Here is a 17,486-nt window from a genome sequence, read left to right on the forward strand (position 1 = left end):
TTACCCGATCCGGTGCGGGAGGCACGCCCGGGCCGCGATCCCGACGAAGCGCCAGGATTTGATGAAATACCGGCGGAACAGCCTGCGCGGCGCCTGGAGGAACCGGAAGATCCACTCGAGGCCGAGGCGCTGCATGACGCTGGGCGCCCGCTTCAGGCATCCGGCCGCGACGTTGAGCGCGTCGCCGACGCAGAGCACCATGGGGTTGCCCAGCGCCGAGGCATACCGGTCGATCCAGATCTCCGATTTCGGAGCCCCGACGCCAAGGACCAGCAGCGTGGTGCCGTGCGCCCGGATCCGCTCCGCCAGGGCGCGGCTGTAGTCGCGGTCGTTCTCGAACCCGAAGGGCGGCACGACGCTCGCCACCGCGCTGGCCGGCAGACCCTCCGCCCGTAGGCGGGCGGTCAGGACATCCGCCGCATCCTGGCGCGAGGACACGAAGAAGACGCGCTGGGCGAAGGTGTGCGGGTCGGCGAGGACGCAGGCCAGGAGGTCGTGGCCGGTGACCCGCTGCACGGGCTGACGAGACACCGCCCGCGCCAGCCAGACGAGCGGCATGCCGTCGAGGGTCCTGGCGACGGCACGGGCATAGGCGCCGCGGAAACCGGCATTCTCGTTGAGCTGGACGATGTGGTCGATGTTGGCCGTCACGATCATGCGCGGCGCATCGTCCTGTCGGGCCGCCACCGCGGCGACGATCGCTGCGGCGGTCCCGGTGTTGAAGCGCAGGCCGAACAGCTCCACGGTCGCGCACGCCTGCACGGCGCCGGGTACCAGGGAGGCTGGAAGCCGCGCGGTGCGGACCTCGCGACGGGGCGCGTCCGCAGCGTCCAGGCCGAAGCCGACATTCCCAATTTCACGCATCGGCGGCCCGGAAGCTCGCGGCGGGACGGGCGGCGGCGCGCTGGTTGCGTCGGCGGTCGCTGTCTGCACCCAGCGCCAGGGCGATGCTGCCGCCGAGAAGCAGTCCGAGTACCAGGGCGACCGGGAGGACAATCTTGGGCGAGGGCGGGAAAGTCCGCTGGCGGGCGGGGATCGCCACCGAGATCACCCGCACGTTGGTGGTGTTCAGCCGCTCCTGCTCGCTCGCCTCGCGGGCCCGCTTCAGATAGGCCTCGTACACGCCGCGGCGGGCATCGAGCGTCCGCTCCAGCTCGCGCAGGCCGACATAGGCCCGGTCGCTGGACACCGTCTCGGTCTTGACCCGGTCGAGATTGGCCCGGATCGCCGCCTCGCTGGCGGCGGCGCGGTCGTAATCCTTCTGGGTCGTCTCGATGATCCGCTCCTTCTCGCGCTGGATCAGCCGCTGAAGGTCGCGTTGCTGGGCGTACTGCTCGGCCATCGCCGGGTGCCGCTCGCCGAGACGGGTGGCGAGTTCGGCGGTGTTGCGGGAGAGCGTAGCGTATTGCTGGCGCAGGGCCTGCATCTCCAGCGATTGCAGCATCTCGGGGAGCGCCGTGCTGGGATCCGAGGACCGCATCCTTCGCGCCTGCTCCAGGCGCGACTTGGCCTCGGCGGTCTTGATCGAGGCCGTGACTTGCTGCTGGTTCAGGTCGCCGAGCTGCTGATCGGTCAGCAACCTGCCGCTGGAGGCCACGAGCTTGTGATCCTCGCGGTAGCGAACCACCGCGCTTTCGGCCTGCTCGACATCCCGCTTCAGGTTCGCGAGCCGGCCGGCCAGAGCCTCCGAGGCGCGCCGCGCCGTGTCGGTCCGGGCCGCGGCCTCTTCGGCGAAGTAGGCGTCGCCGATGGCGTTGGCGATCCGCGCGGCCTTCTCGGCGTCGCGGGACTGAACCGCGACGTCGATCACGAAGGTCCGCTCGGCCCGCCGAACCGTGAGCCGGTTCTGGAGCGTGTCGAGGGCGATGTTGACCGGATCCCGGCTCGCCGGCGGCGGCAGCATGCCGAGCGCGCCCTTGATCCAGTTCAGGGTGGGGTTGTTGCCGTCCGGCAGCACGAACTCGTCATCATGATCGAGGTGCAGCTTGGCGATGACCCGGCGCAGCACGTTATCGGACTGGATGACCCGCACTTGGCTCTCGGCGATCGAGACGCCGCTGTCGGCCTGGGGCTGGCGGGCGTTCACGTCGTTCTCGACGACGCGCAGGTCGCTCGGATCGACGAGCACCTGCATGCTCGATGTGTAGCGCGGCGTGATGAGCCCGAGCAGCGCGACCGCGACCGCGACCATGAACAGCGCGCCCAGGACGATGAAGCCGCTTCCCCGCCACAGGCGCCGCAGGATCACGCGCGGTTCCGTCCGAGGCGTGACCTGGGGCAGCACCATGCGCACGGGCTGATCACCGCCCATTCGTGTCGAGAAGTCGAACATACGCCTCGCTCCTTGACCTGCCGGGGCGGAGAACGCCGCCCGTCACCGCCTCCATCGCCCTGTCTCTCCGCGGTGCAGCTCCGTGCCGATCCGGGACAGATCCTCGCTTGCGGCGGTCTCGTCACCGGCAGTCGAGCAACCAGCATACCGAACAAGTACTCTCGCCGTGGTGCAGGTTCCTGACGCAGGAAACGCGCAGATAAGCGATACAGCGACAAACGTAAGTGTCACGGCAGATGGGCGTGGGAACCCCTGATTTTGTTGGGGACTACGTACTCCGTGTCATGCGTCGCCTCTAGGTGCGACAATTGACTCCGGCGTGTCGTAGGCTGTTCGATCGCCGGCCAGAAAACTTCGGAAGCGCCGCCCATCCTCGGCCGCAGCCGCGTTCCAGCGTGCCACGTTGGCCCGGCTCGCCTGGATCGCCCGGGTCAGACCGCCTTCCGCGATCCAGCCGAGCAGCGCCGCGGCGGCAGAGTCCGGTTGATCCGGGCGGATCAGAAGCCCCGATGCGCCGAGAACCTCGCGGAACACGGGTTCATCCGGCGCCACCACCGGCAGGCCGCCGTGCTGCACCTCGAGGAGCGGCAGACCGAGCCCCTCCGCCTTCGATGTCGAGATCAACAGATGGCACGAGGCCGCGAGCCCGCGCAGCTCGGCATCGGACACGTAGCCGTAGCGATGCAGGAAGGGGGGCGGACCGTCGAGGAATTCGTGCCGGCCCCAGCCGACGCGGCCGACGAGATGGAGTTCGGCCGGCACGCCGGCGCGGATCAGCGCGGCCGTCAGGGCCAGGGCGGCCGGATAGTCCTTGCGCGGTTCGATGGTGCCGATCGCGAGCAGCCGCAGGGGTCGGCCGGCGACGTAGCCGGCCGGTCCGGGCAGGTCGCCAAGGCCGAAGGCGTCGCGCACACCGGGGCGGAGGAGCGCGACGCGGGCGCGGTCCGCGCAGAGGGCACGCACGACCTCGCCGGTGGTGCGGCTGTTGACGAACAGGTTCGGGCACCAGCGCAGGGCGAGGGCGAAGCTCGGGCTCATGTAGAGGCGGCTGCGCAGGCTCAGATCCGCCGTTCGGGTGATCAGGAAGGTGTCATGGACGTAGAGCAGGCACCGCGCGGCCGCGACGGCGCAGAGCAGTCCGGGCGGGAAGCCGGGAAACAGGAACAGGGCCTCCCGGTCCCGGAGCGCCCGCAGCGGCAGGCCGAGCTGCTGCGCGGCGATCATGCCGGGCAGCGATCCGCTGGTCACCGGGCGGACCTCGTGCGGTGCCAGGGTCTCGGGCGCGAAAAGGTCGAGCGTGATCCGCTCGATCCCGGTCACGTGTCCGCGCAGATGCGTCTCGTCGAGATAGATTCGCCGTCTTCCGGCCCCGTCCCCGCGCCTCACGGCGCGCTCCGTCGCAGCGTGCCGGCGAGGTAGAGGCAGCGGCGCACGAAGAGCGGCATCCGGCGGCCCAGCACCATCTGCTTGGCCCGGCGCAGCCGGCGCACCAGCGGCGGCGAGGCCGCCGGAACCGTGCCGACGGCACCCTTCTGCAGCGCGGCGGCGAACGGGAAGTGGCCGAGCATCGCCGGTGCGAAGGTCGGGCGCAGCGTGGCGTCCCGTAGGCCGCGTCGGCGAAACACCGCATCCAGGGACAGGGCGGCCGCGGCCGGGCTGTGGCGGCTCTCCAGAATGATCCGCGCGAAGGCGCCGAGCCGCGCCCGTGCGTCGCCGTCCTCGACCAGCGCGGTTAGGGCCTCCGCCAGGGCGCCGGGCCGCACCGGGACGAGGCGGCCTGAGACGCCGTCGATCACCGAGGAGGTCAGGCCGGACACGCGGTAGGCGAGCGTCGGCACGCCGCAGAGACCGGCTTCGATCGGCGTCTGGCCCAGCGTCTCGTGGCGGCTCGCCGTGACGTGGACGTCGCAGGCCCCGTACCAGGCGGCGAGGGTTTCCTCGTCGGCGATGAGGCCCGGCGCGAACAGGTTCGGGACACCGAGCTTGGTCGGGTCGTCGAGCCGTCCGATCGCCACGACCCCGACGCCCGGACGCGTCACGGCCTGAAGCGCGGCACGCAGGTCCGAGAAGCCCTTGTCGGGCCCGTCGACGATCACCGACGAGACCAGGATCAGCACGTCGCCGGGCGGCAGACCGAGCCGAAGGCGAAGGGCGGCGCGATCGCCCGGCCGGAACACGGCGGTCGGGAAGGCCAGGCGGATCCGCTCCGCGATCGCGCCCGGCGGCGCGAGTTCCCGGGCGCGCGCCAGCGTCCAGTCGGAATTCGCGAGCAGCCACGGGCCGGCGGGGCCGGCGAGCACCGCGCGCTTGCGGACATGCATGCCGGCGATCCGGTCCGGGGCGAGCTGCGGGTACTCGTCCAGTGTCGGGCAGGCGGCGTCGCAGCCGGCGAGGGCGCGGCCGCAATCGCGGGGATGGCTGCAGCGGCCTGTGAGCGGGAACAGGTCGTGCAGGACGAGGCCGACCGGCCCCCGCCGGGCGAGGCGTCCGACGACGTCGAGGCTGCGGGTCGCCCCGTGCAGGTTGCCGGCGAGCACCAGATCGGGAGCCGCCGCCGCGATCGTGGCCTCGGCCTGCGGGAACGTGTCGGTCCACTCGGCGGCCTCGGGGCGGGTGCTCAAGGCGACTTCGGTCACGCGGTGGCCCGCGAGTGCGAGAGCGTCGGCGAGCCGGCGTTGCGCCACGCCGGCGCCGCCCTGGGTGCCTGTGCCGGTAAGCGAGACGATCGACAGGTCGTCCCCCTGGATCGGCGCCGCCGCGAGGCCGTGCAGAAGCACCGGGCGTCCGATGATGGCCCGCCGAGCCTCGCCGAGCGCAGACCAAGCCGCGGCGGCCTGCAGCGCGCCGTCGGCATCGAGGAGGGCGTGCGTGGACAGCGCGTCCCGCGCCCACAGGATTGCGCTGCCCGCAAACGCGCCGTCACCCGGCTCCACCATGGCGGCCGGCGCATCGAGAGCACGGACGGCGTCGTCGTACAGAACGCGCAGGCCCGCGACCGCGGCGGCGCCCCTGAGCGCGGCTTCGAGCGCTAGGGCCGTGAGGGCGCCCGGGGCGAGGAGATCGCCCGCGCCGAGCCAGAGCAGGTGGTCGATGGTCGGGTCGTCCAGCATCCGCTCGACCGCGGCGCGGCCGGAGTCGGGCGGCAGGAGGTCGTGCCGGAAATCCGGGTATTCCTGGCGCAGGACCGACGCCAGGGACCCGGTCGGATCGACCCCGTGCCGCGTGACCGTGATGACGCGGATGCGCGGCCACGGCCGCCCGTCGGGCAAGGACGTGGGACGCGCGAGGCCGCCGGCGGCGGTCCCGAACGGCCAGCCGGCGATGCCGTGCGGGGGTGGCGGTAGGGTTGAGGTGTCGGTCACAGCGGGTTTGGCGGCAGCTCTTGCACTCGGCGGGGCGAGAGCCTGAACGCGATTGTTGAAGATTGCCTCCCCGGCGACGCCGCGTCCTCAGCTGTCAACACGGATCCGGGCCGGCCCCGTCTCGACCCGGCCGATCCGGGCCGCTGCTGGGTAGCCGGCGGCGTGGATGCGCGCGAGGATCGCATCCGCCCGCTCGGCCGCGCAGGAGACCAGCAATCCGCCGGAGGTCTGCGGGTCGGTCAAGAGGTGGCGGCGCCATTCGGGAAACCCCGCCGGCAGGTCGACGGCCTCGCCGAACGCGGCCCAGTTGCGATGCGAGGCCCCGGTGACGAAGCCGCCGCGCGCCAGCGCCTCCGCCCGCGGCAGCAGCGGCAGGGCATCGGCCTCCAGGACAAGCGTCAGCCCGGCGCCGCGGGCGAGTTCCAGCCCATGGCCGAGGATGCCGAAGCCGGTCACGTCGGTGAGGGCGTGCACGGCGGGCTCGGCGGCGAGATCCGCCCCGACCCGGTTGAGCAGCGTGGTCGTGGCGACGAAATCCCGGTAGCCGGCCTCGTCCAAGGCCGACCGCTTGATCGCCGCCGAGTAGACGCCGACCCCGAGCGCCTTGGTCAGGATCACGGCGTCCCCGGGCAGCGCATCGGCGTTGCGCCGCACCGCCTCCCGGCGGCAGGTTCCGATCACTGCGAGCCCGTAGATCGGCTCGGGCGTGTCGATCGAGTGCCCGCCCGCCACCGGTATGCCGGCCTCGGCGCAGGTGGCCGCGCCGCCTTGCAGGATCCGCGCGACCACCTCGGGATTGATCTTGCCCACCGGCATGCCCAGGATCGCCAGAGCCAGGATGGGACGGCCGCCCATGGCATAGACGTCCGAGATCGCGTTCGTGGCGGCGATCCGGCCGAAATCGACGGCATCGTCGACCATCGGGGTGAAGAAGTCGGTGGTGGCTATGACGCAAGTGCCGTCGTCCAGCTCCCAGACCGCGGCATCATCGGAGGTCTCGTTGCCGACGAGCAGGCGTTCGAACGGGCCGGCGGCGGGCTGCTGGGCGAGGAGTTGGCGCAGGACAGCGGGATCGAGCTTACAACCACAGCCGCCACCATGCGCGAGACTGGTCAGACGGGGAGGCTCGGTCATCGCTGATCTCCGCTGCGGGCGCTGGCGCCGGCTGTCAGTAGCGCGTCGTGATCGTGTTCAGCCAGTCCGGCGAGGCCGCGACGGCCGCAGCCTCGACGCGCTTGTCCAGCCCCGTCAGGAGCAGCAGGCCGAGCAGGACCATGACGGCGCCCATGGCCGCCTTCGCGGCCCGGCCGGCGGCCGCCAGGCCGCCGCGCCAGCGCATCAGCGCCTGACGGCTGACGAGACCGAGAAGCATCAGCGGCGCGGCCGCGCCGATCCCGAAGGCCAGCATCGTGAGGGCCACGCTCCAAAGGTGCTCGCCCCGTGACGCCATCAGCGAGGCCGCCCCGAGGGTCGGGCCCACGCAGGGGCTCCAGGCCGCTCCGAGCAGGACGCCGACGGCGAACTGGCCGGACAGACCGCCGGTCCCGATCCCGGCGAAGCGCTCCTCGGCCCAGGCTCCCACCGGCCCCGCCGCGGTCGCGACCTGGGCCTGGAGGCGGGGCAGCATGAGGACCACGCCGAGGACCACCAGCAGGATTGCGCCGGCGCTCCGGAACACGTCCCCGTCGAGCCCGATGGCGAAGCCGATCGTCGCCACGAACAGGCCGATGGCCGTGAAGGCGATGGCGAGCCCACTCGCAAGGGCGACCGGACCGAGCCGATGCTCCGACGCCGCGGTCCCGAGCACGATCGGCACAAGCGGCAAGACGCAGGGCGAGAGCACCGACAGCAGGCCGGCCAGGAAGGCGAATCCGACCGTGCCCAGCATGTCCGCGCCCTCCCACGATCGCACCGGATGCCACGCTTCGCGCCTGTGGCCGATGGCGTCAACGCGCCGGTGGGTCACGGTCCCGATGGAACAACGCCGCTGCCGGCGCGCTTCGCGGCGAGGCGGCGGGCTCACGGTGGAGCGACGGGTGACGACCTTCTTCACGGGGGACACGCATTTCGGGGATCAGCGGGCCCTGCGCTTCGACCACCGTCCCTATCCCGATCTGGCCGCCCACGATGCCGGCCTGATCGCGGCCTGGAACGCGGCCGTGACGCCCACCGACATCGTCTGGCATCTCGGCGACTTCGCCCTCGGTCCGACCGGGGCGCGGATCCGCGAGATCCTCGACGAGCTCAACGGCGAGAAGCACCTGATCATCGGCAACAACGACGGTCCCGAGACCCTGACGGCACCCGGCTGGGCCTCGGTCCGCCACTATGCGGAATTCGCGGTCGAGGGCCGGATGGTGGTGCTCTGTCACTACGCATTTCGCACCTGGAATGGCATGAGCCGGGGCGTACTCAATCTACACGGGCACAGCCACGGCAAGCTCAAGCCGATGCCCAAGCAATACGATGTCGGGGTCGATCCGATGGGGCCGGCCCCCGTGGCGTTGCCCGCAATCCTCACCTCTCGCCTGCGCCGGAAGAGCTGACCACAGACCGGAACCTTCATGTCAGCTTCACCGTTTGAGCGGACAGAGATGGGGAGGACGCGAGCCGCCCCGAGAAACCCGGCGGACCGAACCAAGGTCTGCCATCACATCCAGTGTGTGAGTGTTCCCGTGAGTGCCAGTTCGGCCACTCTGTCCCGATGCCTCGCCAGTGTTCTGGCCGGCCTCGTCATGACCTCCTCGGCGCTGGCTCTGCCGGCGTGCCTGGAGGCTCAGCGCAAGGTCGATGAGGCGAATGCCCTGCGCTTCCAGGCGCGCCAAGAAGCGCGGCTGGGCAACCACGATCGTGTCTGCGACACGCTCGATGAGGTTGGCGACCGTTACGACGATGCCCGCGACGCGTTCGAGCGATGCGGCGAGGGTGTCGTGGCGATCGATCTGCGCAGTGAGCTTCGGGGCTTGCGGATCGCCAAGAAAATCAACCGCTGCGACTGATCGGGTGCGCGCCCGCACCTCGGCCGCGCCACGCCAGCAGCATCATCCCGACATGCGCGACTCACGTCGCCCAGAAGGTTCTGTGCCGATGACCCCCGCCACCACGCTCTCGAAAGATGTCGACTCCGCGACCGCTGTCCGCACCGGTCCGTCCTTCGCCGCCGCGCTCTGCGGCTTCGTCAGCACCACGGTCGCGACGACCATGCTGCTCGTCCTGATCGGCACCTTCTGATCAGGGCGAGACCGACCAGAATCTCTGACGGTTGAAGAGCATATCCTGCGCGCCGATCTTCGGAGCCGCATCGGGGCGCCGGACGCAATCCGGCTCCGGCGGCTTCGGAAGCGCCGCCAGTGCCATCGGCGGCAGGGTCGGTTTCAGGCCGAGTCGCGCCTGAATCTCCGGTTGACGTGCCGCCGCGATGGTCAGAACGCAGGCGATCAGGCCGCCAGCAACAGTTCCGAGACAGAAATTCAGCATTGGTGAGGGGGTCCGGCGGCGGATTCCTTCGAGCCACAAACCGTGGTCGTTGTCCAACCCGGCAGTATCATGGCGGATCTGACGCTCACGCCGTCTTAACTCCTGTTCTGCGACAGCTACGCGCAAGCCTGCCGCGCAGGTGAGTCCGATGCCGGGAGGGGACCGCTGATGAACACTGCCGCCAGTGCCTATGCCAGAACCGCGCGCAGCGCTCTGTCGCCCCGTGAGGCCGAGTCCGCTCTGCTGCTGAAGGCGGCGCAACGCCTCATCAGCGCGGAGCATGGGCTCGCCTCCGGGGAGGTCCGGTCGCTGAACGAAGCGCTTTCGTTCAACCAGCGGATCTGGACGCTGCTCAGCTCCGAGGCGACGGCCGACGAGAACCCGCTTCCGGCCGACGTGAAGCAGGGTGTCGCCCGTCTCGGTGTCTTCGTGCTGCGCAGCTGTGTCGACACGATGATCGAGCCGACCTCCGAGAAGATCGCGACGCTGGTCTCGATCAACAACCAGCTCGCCGCCGGTCTGCAGGGCAATCCGGGCTGAGGCGCGGCGCGCTCAAGGCGCCGCCGGAGCCTCCAACGAGATCGCGCTCTCCCACTCGACGAGCTTTCGGCCGAGCTTGAGCGCGCGGTAATACTCGCCGGTCTCGACGAGTTCGGCGATGGCGGCAATCTGCTGGGCGGCCGCCGGAACCAGGCGAATGAGGTCGGTCGCCTGGCGGAAGAACAGGTCGATCCCCTGTGCGGGGTCATCGGCGAGGTAGATGACGGTCAGCGTCAGGTGGAGCTGCTTGCAGGCCGTATCGGCCTCGCTCTCCGTGATGATCTCGCTTTCCCGCAGGAACTTGCATTGGGTCTCGATCAGGAACGCGGACCGCCTGTCCCCGTTGCGGATCAGGGCACCGTTGATGATGAGCCGCTCGAACGGCTTGAGTTCCAGGCGCAGAGGCACGGCGTTTTCCTTTCTAGAAGACGCAGCGATCTCATTCGGCAACTCTTAACGTTTCGCGAATCCACGACGCCTGCCTCAGCGTTGCGGCGCGTCGGCACGCGGGTAAAACTCCGACAATTCGCGGCGCGAGGCGGTCGCGATCGAGGAGGGCTGTCTCATGTCGTCAAAGCCTGGGTATCGCGCGATCTATCCGAGCCTGCAGGGCAAGCGTGTGCTGGTGACCGGAGGGGCGTCCGGGATCGGCGCGGGTCTGGTCGAAGCCTTCGTGCTGCAGGGCGCGCGCGTTCTCTTCTGCGATATCAGTGACGCCGCGGCGCAGGCCGTAATCGCGAGGCTCTCTCCCGGCGCAGCGTACGCGCCGCTCTACCGACGCTGTGACCTGACCGATGTCGAGGCTGTCCGGGCTCTCGTGTCCGAGGCCGTGACGGCCTTGGGCGGCCTCGACGTGCTGGTCAACAATGCCGGCAACGACGACCGCCACAAGCTCGATGACGTGACGCCGGCCTACTGGGACGACCGCATGGCGGTGAACCTGCGCCATCTGTTCTTCGCCGCCCAGGCGGCGGTCCCGGCGATGCGGCGGGCCGGCGGGGGCGTGATCCTGAACTTCGGCTCGATCAGCTGGCATCTCGGATTGCCGGACATGCCGCTCTACCAGACTGCAAAGGCCGCGATCGAGGGCATGACCCGGGCGCTCGCCCGCGATCTCGGTCGCGACGGCATTCGGGTGGCGGCCATCGTGCCGGGGAACGTCCAGACCCCGCGGCAAGAGAAATGGTACACGGCGGAAGGGGAAGCCGGGATCGTCGCGGCCCAATGCCTCGACGGCCGGATCCAGCCGGCCGATGTCGCGGCCCTGGTCTTGTTCCTGGCCTCGGATGATGCCCGGATGTGTACCGGCCATGGCTACTTCGTGGATGCCGGCTGGCGGTGATGGCGAGCCGCCGTCACCCGCGATCACCATCCGCGTGTGCGAACGAGGCGTTCGCGGCCGGACCTGTGGAGAGGCCCGGCCGCGCAGGAACGTGCCTCAGTCGCACGACTCCTTCTTCACGGTCTTGGAATCGCCCATGTCGTTTTCCTTGCGCACCGTCTTGGTGACGCAGCCGTCGCCGTGTTCGTGGACGGTCACGGACTTCGACTCGGAGGCCGGGCGATCGACGACGACCGCCGGCCGGTCACGCTCGATGACGGTGGTCTGCGCCTGCGCGGCGGCGCAGAGGCTCAACAGGGCAGCGGTGGCGAGCAGGGTCTTGCGCATTCTCGGGCTCCGGTAATCGATATCGGTCCCCGGTAACGGCCGGCCCAGCTTGAGCGTTCCGCAGCCAACGCAGTCTTGAGGCGGGCCGAACCCGTAAACGAACTTGGCTCGGACCGCGCGCCGTTCGGCATGAAGCACAGCCGGAGCGACGGCGTTGAAGACGCCGGAATCACGCGCGCTTCAAGCCGGGTCAACTACGTGCGCGGCGCCCCTCAGCCCCCGGTCATCGGCGGGAAGAAGGCGATCTCCCGAGCGCCGACGATCGAGGCGTCGGGCCTAGCATGGGCGCGATCGATGGCGGCGCGCACCACGCCCGGATCCTCGAAGGCGTAGGCGTATTCCTCGCCCCGCCCGCGCAGCCACGCCACGAGATCCGTCACGGTGGCGACCTCCGGTGGCGGAGCCAGCTCCTCCTCGGGGCGGCCGATCCGCTCCCGGACCCAGGCGAAATAGACGAGCTTCATGGCAACACCGCCGAACAGAGGCCTGGGACCGGGCCGCCCGCGCGCCGCGTCATCAGCGCGGGTCGTCGATGACGTGCTTGATCCCCGCCCGCATGTAGTCCCAGCCGGTCCACAGCGTCAGGGCGGCGGCAAGCCACAGCAGCGTCAGGCCGATCGATTCCGTGCCCGGCAACACCGTTTCGCCCGCAGGTCCGGCCACCAGGAAGCCCAGCGACAGCAGTTGCACCGTCGTCTTCCATTTGGCGATCCGGCTCACCGGCACGCCGACCTTCAGCTCGGCCAGATACTCCCGCAGGCCGGACACCAGGACCTCGCGGCACAGAATCACGATCGCAGCCCAGATATTCGAGCCGATGATGGTGTGGTCCGCCGTCAACATCAGCAGGCAAGCGGAGACGAGCAGCTTGTCGGCGATCGGATCGAGCATCCGGCCGAGCGCGGAACTCTGGTCGTAGGTCCGCGCGACATAACCGTCGAGGTAGTCGGTGATCGCGGCCGCGACGAACACGCCGAGCGCCGTCCACCGCGCCGTGTGGGACTCGGGCCAGAACAGCAGCGCGACCATCACCGGCACGGCAACGAGGCGCCCGTAGGTCAGGCAATTCGCGAGCGTCCAGGCCGGCGACCGTCGTCGGGGAAGGACGGCGTTCATCGCCGGGGTGAAATCAGAGCCCGGCGCGGGCGTCAACGCCTTAGGACCCGGTTCGGTCATGACGGCGGGGTTCTCAGGCGCCGGCATGGAAGAAGTCGTAGACCGCCCGTGCGGTCGCGGCGTTGACGCCCGGTGTCTTGGCCAGGTCCTCGAAGGCGGCGCGCTCGATCGCCTTCACGGTCCCGAAATGGTGGAGCAGCGCGCGCTTGCGGCTGGGGCCGATGCCGGCGATCTCGTCCAGGGGATTCTTCACCATCTCTCGCTTGCGCTTGGCCCGGTGGCTGCCGATGGCGAAGCGGTGAGCCTCGTCGCGGAGTCGCTGCACGAAGTAGAGCGTCGGATCGCGCGGCGGAAGCTTGAAAGGCGGCCGGCCGGGTACGAAAAACGTCTCGCGCCCGGCGTCGCGGTCGCGTCCCTTGGCGACGCCGATAAGCGGCACGCCCGTGACGCCGACCTCGTCAAGCGCCGCCCGGGCCGCGTCGAGCTGGCCCTTGCCGCCGTCGATGAGCACGAGGTCGGGCCAGGCCGGGAAGGTCTCGCTCTCCTCGGCTGGGACCGGCACCGGCTCCTGCACGCCGCCTTCGGCCGCCGCCAGGGCGACCTCGCGCTCGGTGCGCGGCGCCTCCTTCACGAGCCGCTTGAACCGCCGCTGCAGCACCTCGCGCATCATGCCGTAATCGTCGCCGGGCGTGAGATCCTCGGACTTGATGTTGAACGTGCGGTAATGCGTCTTCATGAAGCCCGTGGGGCCCGCGACGATCATCCCGCCGACGGCGTTCGTGCCCATGATGTGCGAGTTGTCGTAGACCTCGATCCGCCGCGGCGCACGGTCGAGCCCGAAGGCCTGTCCCAGGGCCACGAGCAGCTTGCCCTGCGAGGCCGTATCGGCGAGCCGCCGGGCCAGGGCTTCCTTGGCGTTGCGTTGGGCGTAGTCGACGAGGTTCTTGCGCTCGCCGCGGCTCGGGCGGTGCAGCTCGACGCGGTACTCCACCCGGCTCGACAGGGCGGCGGCGACCAGCTCCGCGTCCTCGATGGCGTGGCTCGTGAGCACCGTCCGGGGCGCCGGCTTGTCGTCGTAGAACTGGCCGATGAACGAGCCCAGTACCTCGTCGGGCGTCATCGTCCGATCCGCCTTCGGGAAGTAGGCGCGGTTGCCCCAGTTCTGGAAGTTGCGGAAGAAGAACACCTCGATGCAGAACTGACCGGCCTGCTCGTCGAGGGCGAACACGTCGGCCTCGTCGACGCCCTGCGTGTTGACGCCCTGCACGCCCTGGATCGCAGAGAGCGCGGCGATCCGGTCGCGGAAGCGGGCTGCGCGCTCGAATTCCATGGCCTCGGACGCCTCCTGCATCTCGCCGCGCATCCGATCCTTCACGGCGTTGGACTTGCCCGCCAGGAACGCGCGCGCCGAATCCGCCATGGCCGCGTAGTCCTCAAGCGCGATCTCGCCCGTGCACGGACCGGAGCAGCGCTTGATCTGGTAGAGCAGGCAGGGCCGGGTGCGGTTTTCGTAGTAGCTGTCGGTGCAGGTGCGCAGCAGGAAGGCGCGCTGCAGGGCGTTGACCGTCCTGTTGACCGCCCACACGCTGGCGAAGGGCCCGTAATAGCTGCCCTTCCGGCGCCTCGCGCCGCGGTGCTTGACGATCTGCGGAGCCGGGCCGTCGTCGGTGACCAGGATGTAGGGAAACGACTTGTCGTCCCGCATCAGCACGTTGAAGCGGGGCTTCAGCTGCTTGATCAGGTTGGCTTCGAGGAGCAGCGCCTCGGTCTCGGTGGCAGTGGTGACGAACTCCATCGCCGCCGTCTGCGAGATCATCCGGGCGATGCGGTTCGAATGCGCCTGGCCGCGGGCATAGGAGCCGACGCGGGCCTTCAGGTTCTTGGCCTTGCCGACGTAGAGGACGTCGCCGCGATGGTCGAACATCCGGTAGACGCCGGGGGAGGACGGCAGCGTCGACCAGAAGCGCCGGATCACCTCGGTGCCGGCCTGGACCGCGCCCGGCTCGAAGTCGAAGTCGATCTCCGGCGAGGCGTCGGCGGCCAGTCCGGCCTCGTCGGCGCTCTCATCCCGCTCGGCATCGCGGCCGTCGTCGAAGGTGTCGGGGGGCAGGTCGGTAAGGGCTCTGCGGCTCATACCGCAGATCTAAGCGTTCCTGCCGCCGAGGGGGACAGGGCGGCGAACAAAAATCGTGCGCCGCCGGCCCGCAGACGGATCAGTCGAAGAGCGAGTCGATGTCGCTCTGATCGACGTGACCCGGATCATGATCGAGCTTCGGCCCGTTAAGCAGCGAGCTCTCGTCGTCCAGCGCCGTCGGCACCGGCATGACGGTGATGAGTTCCTTGAAGCTGTCGAGTTCCGACCAGGTTGCGATCAGCCGGTCGAGGTGCTCCTCGATGAACTTCATCACGCCGACGATCTTGGTGATCCGCTGGCCGGTCAGATCCTGGAAGTTGCAGGCCTCGTAAGCGGTGATGACCCGCTCGAGGATCACGTCGACATGCGGCTTCATGCCGGGCGGCAGGGTCGCGGCATTGAGCATGCCGGCGTGGCTCTCGATCTCCTCGACCGCCCCGAGGAGCTGCGTCGTGGCGCGTTCGGTCGAGTCGACCACGGCATCGAGCTCGTCGGCTGCCCGGCGCATGCCCTTGCCGGTGTTCTCGGTCCGGTGCAGCGTTGCAAGCTCACCCTTTGTCCGCGTGATCGCATCCTTCATGATGTCGAGTTCGGTGCGCATCGCGAGCGCTTCGTGCAGCTCGCGGCGGCAGGACTCGATCGTCTCGCTCGCGCTCATCTGAGTGACGCGGCGCAGGTCCTGGATAGCGTTGAAGATGTCTTCGAGGCGCTCCCCAGAGGCGGGCGTGCTCGACGCCGGCGGGGGAGCCCCGGGAAGCCCAAGGGCGTCTTCGATGCGATAGCGCTTCTGGGTCATCGTCCGGGCGTAGGCGTTCGGGTTCGGTCGCGATAAGTGTCTAACACATCAGTTAGCGGACTGTGACTGCCACGCTTCGATCGCGCATATGCCGCGTTCTCGGCCGCGCCCGACGTTTTCTGTCCCGCGGTAGCGATGCTTTACCGCTGATTCACGGTGTCGTCGCCGGATCGCGGGACAGCGCCGAGCCGGCACTCGATTCACCACGCTCATTCACCTGATTCGCGGATTTCGGGCGGGACTATTCGCGCGACGGGGATGTGCAGCCCCGGTGCGGGAGCGTGCGACGATGCGGGGATCAGTCCATCTCGGTGTGTGGGCGAGCGTGGCCGCCCTTGCGTGGTGCGTGCCCGCCCACGCACAGCAGGCGCGCTACGCGGAAGGCGGTAACGGGAGCAATTACGGCGGCGGCCTCATCGAGTATCTGATGACCGGCAGCGCCGGGAGCGGCGGCCGGAGCTTGCCCCAGCGCTACGCCAATCCGCAACAAATCCGGGCTCCCCAATCCGTCGTAGCCCCGCAGCGCGTCGCGGCCTATTCCGGCGAGCTGCTGCAGGCCGAGCCGGAGGTCCAGGCCTATGCGATGCCGCCCCGGCCGTACGGAGCCGCTGCTGCGGGTACCGCCGCTGCCGGAGCCTACTACGGCGCGCCCCAGCCGGATCCGAGCCGTATCGCCCGCGCGGTCGCGCCGGAATACCAGCGCCAGGAGGTCCCGTTCACCGGATCGCAGAGACCGGGGACGATCGTGATCGACACTTCCGGCAAGCACCTGTACCTCGTTCAGGCCGGACAGCGGGCGCTCCGCTACGGCATCGGCGTCGGTCGTCCCGGCTTTGCCTGGTCCGGGCTCAAGACCGTCAGCCGCAAGGCCGAGTGGCCGGATTGGACGCCGCCGTCCGAGATGCTGGCCCGCCGTCCCGATCTGCCGCGCCACATGGCGGGCGGCCCCGAGAACCCGCTCGGTGCGCGGGCGCTCTATCTCGGCTCCTCGCTCTACCGCATCCATGGAACCAACGAGCCCAACACCATCGGCCAGTCGGTCTCATCGGGCTGCATCCGGATGATGAACGAGGACGTCATCGATCTGTACGACCGCGTCCCTGTCGGCACTCGCGTCGAGGTTCTCTGACGCTCGGCGCACATCCGACCATGGGCCGATACAAAACGGCCCGGCCGTGCCTGAGCACGACCGGGCTTTCTTACGTCATCAGCCGGGCAGGCGATCAGGTCCAATCGCTGTCGTCGCCGCCGCCCAGGTCGCCGCCGAAATCGCCGCCCGGATCGCTGTAGCCCGCGTCCTGCAAGCCGCCGAGGTCGCCGCCGCTGTTGTCGAGGGCCGAGCCGAGGTCCTGGTTGCCGCCGTCTCCGTAGTAGTTGTTGACGACCGTCTCACCGCCACCCCCGAGGCCCGCCGCAGCGGCGCTGCCGAGGCTCGAATGGCCGCCCGCGAAGGCATTCGACAGGGCGCTACCGAGCAGCATGCCACCCGCCGCGCCCGCGGCCATCGGCAGTGCGTTCGCCAGGAAGCCGCCACCGCGCGCCGGAGCCTGTGCCTGCGGCTGGCCGCCCCACGGGCCACCCTGTTGCTGCGGATAACCCTGCTGCGGGTAGCCCTGCTGGGGATAGCCTTGCTGCGGATAGCCCTGCGGCGGCGCGCCGGTATTCCCCCACGGCTGACCGGCCGGGCGCTGCTGGGCGTAGCCCGGCTGCTGCTGCGGCTCCTGGCGCTGGCTCCCGCCTCCGCCGAAGATGCTCGACAGGAAGCCCCCGCCACCGGAGGACTGCGCCTGCTCGCCCTGTCGACGCGCCTGCTCGAGCTGCTGGTTCAAGCTCTTGATCGCCTCTTCCTGCACGTAGATCAGCTGCGCCATCGCATAGGGAGCGTAGGGCTGCGCGCGGATCTTGTCGGCGATGAAGCGCTCGGCCTCCGCGTCGCGGGGCTGGGTCTGCGCCTGTTCCAGCCGCTGGAAGATGCCCGATATGACGTCGCGTTCTTCGCTGTTCATGGAGTCGTCCTCCTCGAATCTCACCCGCGGGCTCGAACGCGCCGCATGGCAGAC

Annotated in this window: 20 protein-coding genes; 6 read left to right on the forward strand and 14 right to left on the reverse strand. The window is 69.7% G+C overall.

Annotated elements, in window-relative coordinates:
• The 6 genes from AC3WSN_RS28675 to AC3WSN_RS28700 all read right to left on the reverse strand — a co-directional run bounded on the left by AC3WSN_RS28675 (position 1) and on the right by AC3WSN_RS28700 (position 7,582).
• A complete protein-coding gene (locus AC3WSN_RS28675) occupies positions 1-864 on the reverse strand; it encodes a WecB/TagA/CpsF family glycosyltransferase (protein ID WP_492542583.1) in 864 nt (287 codons plus the stop codon).
• A complete protein-coding gene (locus AC3WSN_RS28680; protein ID WP_492542585.1) occupies positions 857-2,332 on the reverse strand; it encodes a GumC family protein in 1,476 nt (491 codons plus the stop codon). Before AC3WSN_RS28680 ends, AC3WSN_RS28675 begins: the two co-directional genes overlap by 8 nt.
• Before the next feature lie 282 nt (positions 2,333-2,614).
• Positions 2,615-3,718 (reverse strand): glycosyltransferase, encoded by a 1,104-nt coding sequence (locus AC3WSN_RS28685; RefSeq protein ID WP_492542587.1) that lies wholly within the window; start codon positions 3,716-3,718, stop codon positions 2,615-2,617.
• Positions 3,715-5,694, reverse strand: a complete 1,980-nt coding sequence (locus AC3WSN_RS28690) for a glycosyltransferase (protein WP_492542589.1) — start codon at positions 5,692-5,694, stop codon at positions 3,715-3,717. Before AC3WSN_RS28690 ends, AC3WSN_RS28685 begins: the two co-directional genes overlap by 4 nt.
• 87 nt (positions 5,695-5,781) lie before the next feature.
• Positions 5,782-6,828, reverse strand: coding sequence for a selenide, water dikinase SelD (selD, locus tag AC3WSN_RS28695; protein WP_492542591.1), 1,047 nt, complete (start codon positions 6,826-6,828; stop codon positions 5,782-5,784).
• Between the two features lie 34 nt (positions 6,829-6,862).
• The gene (locus tag AC3WSN_RS28700; protein WP_192706577.1) at positions 6,863-7,582 is read right to left on the reverse strand and encodes a cytochrome c biogenesis CcdA family protein; all 720 of its coding nucleotides are present in this window, start codon (positions 7,580-7,582) and stop codon (positions 6,863-6,865) included.
• Positions 7,583-7,730: 148 nt separating this feature from the next.
• Here AC3WSN_RS28700 and AC3WSN_RS28705 point away from each other — a divergent pair, with 148 nt between their 5' ends.
• The 3 genes from AC3WSN_RS28705 (at position 7,731) to AC3WSN_RS28715 (ending at position 8,925) form a co-directional block, all read left to right on the forward strand.
• Complete coding sequence (locus AC3WSN_RS28705) at positions 7,731-8,240, forward strand: metallophosphoesterase (RefSeq protein WP_492542593.1); 510 nt, start codon at positions 7,731-7,733, stop codon at positions 8,238-8,240.
• A gap of 189 nt (positions 8,241-8,429) precedes the next feature.
• On the forward strand, positions 8,430-8,693 hold the full coding sequence (locus tag AC3WSN_RS28710; protein ID WP_238194037.1) for a hypothetical protein: 264 nt from the start codon (positions 8,430-8,432) through the stop codon (positions 8,691-8,693).
• An 88-nt stretch (positions 8,694-8,781) separates the two neighbouring features.
• Complete coding sequence (locus tag AC3WSN_RS28715; RefSeq protein WP_492542595.1) at positions 8,782-8,925, forward strand: hypothetical protein; 144 nt, start codon at positions 8,782-8,784, stop codon at positions 8,923-8,925.
• On the opposite strand, the gene AC3WSN_RS28720 is transcribed toward AC3WSN_RS28715, so the two are convergent.
• Positions 8,926-9,297 carry a hypothetical protein gene (locus tag AC3WSN_RS28720; protein WP_492542597.1) on the reverse strand — a complete coding sequence of 124 codons (372 nt, stop codon included), beginning with the start codon at positions 9,295-9,297 and terminating at the stop codon, positions 8,926-8,928. It lies immediately after the preceding gene.
• 42 nt (positions 9,298-9,339) lie between these two features.
• Between AC3WSN_RS28720 and flaF the strand changes: the two genes are divergently transcribed.
• The gene (gene flaF / locus AC3WSN_RS28725; RefSeq protein WP_492542599.1) at positions 9,340-9,711 is read left to right on the forward strand and encodes a flagellar biosynthesis regulator FlaF; all 372 of its coding nucleotides are present in this window, start codon (positions 9,340-9,342) and stop codon (positions 9,709-9,711) included.
• A gap of 12 nt (positions 9,712-9,723) precedes the next feature.
• Here the strand turns inward: flaF and AC3WSN_RS28730 are convergent, their stop codons facing one another.
• Positions 9,724-10,119 (reverse strand): flagellar biosynthesis repressor FlbT, encoded by a 396-nt coding sequence (locus AC3WSN_RS28730; RefSeq protein WP_492542601.1) that lies wholly within the window; start codon positions 10,117-10,119, stop codon positions 9,724-9,726.
• A gap of 157 nt (positions 10,120-10,276) precedes the next feature.
• On the opposite strand from AC3WSN_RS28730, the gene xylB reads away from it, so the two are divergent.
• Positions 10,277-11,053, forward strand: a complete 777-nt coding sequence (gene xylB, locus AC3WSN_RS28735; RefSeq protein ID WP_492542603.1) for a D-xylose 1-dehydrogenase — start codon at positions 10,277-10,279, stop codon at positions 11,051-11,053.
• A gap of 96 nt (positions 11,054-11,149) precedes the next feature.
• Here the strand turns inward: xylB and AC3WSN_RS28740 are convergent, their stop codons facing one another.
• The 5 genes from AC3WSN_RS28740 to AC3WSN_RS28760 all read right to left on the reverse strand — a co-directional run bounded on the left by AC3WSN_RS28740 (position 11,150) and on the right by AC3WSN_RS28760 (position 15,426).
• Positions 11,150-11,380: a hypothetical protein gene (locus AC3WSN_RS28740; RefSeq protein ID WP_192706583.1), complete on the reverse strand. Its 231-nt coding sequence runs from the start codon at positions 11,378-11,380 to the stop codon at positions 11,150-11,152.
• Between the two features lie 212 nt (positions 11,381-11,592).
• A complete protein-coding gene (gene moaD, locus AC3WSN_RS28745) occupies positions 11,593-11,844 on the reverse strand; it encodes a molybdopterin converting factor subunit 1 (protein ID WP_492542605.1) in 252 nt (83 codons plus the stop codon).
• Between the two features lie 52 nt (positions 11,845-11,896).
• On the reverse strand, positions 11,897-12,496 hold the full coding sequence (gene pgsA / locus AC3WSN_RS28750) for a CDP-diacylglycerol--glycerol-3-phosphate 3-phosphatidyltransferase (RefSeq protein WP_192707344.1): 600 nt from the start codon (positions 12,494-12,496) through the stop codon (positions 11,897-11,899).
• A gap of 73 nt (positions 12,497-12,569) precedes the next feature.
• On the reverse strand, positions 12,570-14,630 hold the full coding sequence (gene uvrC, locus AC3WSN_RS28755) for an excinuclease ABC subunit UvrC (protein WP_492542607.1): 2,061 nt from the start codon (positions 14,628-14,630) through the stop codon (positions 12,570-12,572).
• A 79-nt stretch (positions 14,631-14,709) separates the two neighbouring features.
• The gene (locus AC3WSN_RS28760) at positions 14,710-15,426 is read right to left on the reverse strand and encodes a protein phosphatase CheZ (protein WP_192706586.1); all 717 of its coding nucleotides are present in this window, start codon (positions 15,424-15,426) and stop codon (positions 14,710-14,712) included.
• Between the two features lie 289 nt (positions 15,427-15,715).
• On the opposite strand from AC3WSN_RS28760, the gene AC3WSN_RS28765 reads away from it, so the two are divergent.
• On the forward strand, positions 15,716-16,555 hold the full coding sequence (locus AC3WSN_RS28765) for a L,D-transpeptidase (protein WP_492542609.1): 840 nt from the start codon (positions 15,716-15,718) through the stop codon (positions 16,553-16,555).
• Positions 16,556-16,649: 94 nt separating this feature from the next.
• On the opposite strand, the gene AC3WSN_RS28770 is transcribed toward AC3WSN_RS28765, so the two are convergent.
• The gene (locus AC3WSN_RS28770) at positions 16,650-17,432 is read right to left on the reverse strand and encodes a DUF2076 domain-containing protein (RefSeq protein WP_492542611.1); all 783 of its coding nucleotides are present in this window, start codon (positions 17,430-17,432) and stop codon (positions 16,650-16,652) included.
• Between the last annotated feature and the right edge of the window lie 54 nt (positions 17,433-17,486).

The sequence above is a fragment of the Methylobacterium sp. FW102-HT35C08 genome (genome assembly GCF_058790235.1).

Excerpts from the sequence above, each read along its gene's own strand:
- AC3WSN_RS28765 (WP_492542609.1), top strand. The coding sequence starts at position 15,716 with ATGCGGGGATCAGTCCATCTCGGTGTGTGGGCGAGCGTGGCCGCCCTT.
- AC3WSN_RS28715 (WP_492542595.1), top strand. The coding sequence starts at position 8,782 with ATGACCCCCGCCACCACGCTCTCGAAAGATGTCGACTCCGCGACCGCT.
- selD (WP_492542591.1), bottom strand. The coding sequence starts at position 6,828 with ATGACCGAGCCTCCCCGTCTGACCAGTCTCGCGCATGGTGGCGGCTGT.
- AC3WSN_RS28710 (WP_238194037.1), top strand. The coding sequence starts at position 8,430 with ATGACCTCCTCGGCGCTGGCTCTGCCGGCGTGCCTGGAGGCTCAGCGC.
- xylB (WP_492542603.1), top strand. The coding sequence starts at position 10,277 with ATGTCGTCAAAGCCTGGGTATCGCGCGATCTATCCGAGCCTGCAGGGC.
- flaF (WP_492542599.1), top strand. The coding sequence starts at position 9,340 with ATGAACACTGCCGCCAGTGCCTATGCCAGAACCGCGCGCAGCGCTCTG.
- AC3WSN_RS28675 (WP_492542583.1), bottom strand. The coding sequence starts at position 864 with ATGCGTGAAATTGGGAATGTCGGCTTCGGCCTGGACGCTGCGGACGCG.
- pgsA (WP_192707344.1), bottom strand. The coding sequence starts at position 12,496 with ATGAACGCCGTCCTTCCCCGACGACGGTCGCCGGCCTGGACGCTCGCG.
- moaD (WP_492542605.1), bottom strand. The coding sequence starts at position 11,844 with ATGAAGCTCGTCTATTTCGCCTGGGTCCGGGAGCGGATCGGCCGCCCC.
- AC3WSN_RS28770 (WP_492542611.1), bottom strand. The coding sequence starts at position 17,432 with ATGAACAGCGAAGAACGCGACGTCATATCGGGCATCTTCCAGCGGCTG.
- uvrC (WP_492542607.1), bottom strand. The coding sequence starts at position 14,630 with ATGAGCCGCAGAGCCCTTACCGACCTGCCCCCCGACACCTTCGACGAC.
- AC3WSN_RS28700 (WP_192706577.1), bottom strand. The coding sequence starts at position 7,582 with ATGCTGGGCACGGTCGGATTCGCCTTCCTGGCCGGCCTGCTGTCGGTG.
- AC3WSN_RS28740 (WP_192706583.1), bottom strand. The coding sequence starts at position 11,380 with ATGCGCAAGACCCTGCTCGCCACCGCTGCCCTGTTGAGCCTCTGCGCC.
- AC3WSN_RS28760 (WP_192706586.1), bottom strand. The coding sequence starts at position 15,426 with ATGACCCAGAAGCGCTATCGCATCGAAGACGCCCTTGGGCTTCCCGGG.
- AC3WSN_RS28680 (WP_492542585.1), bottom strand. The coding sequence starts at position 2,332 with ATGTTCGACTTCTCGACACGAATGGGCGGTGATCAGCCCGTGCGCATG.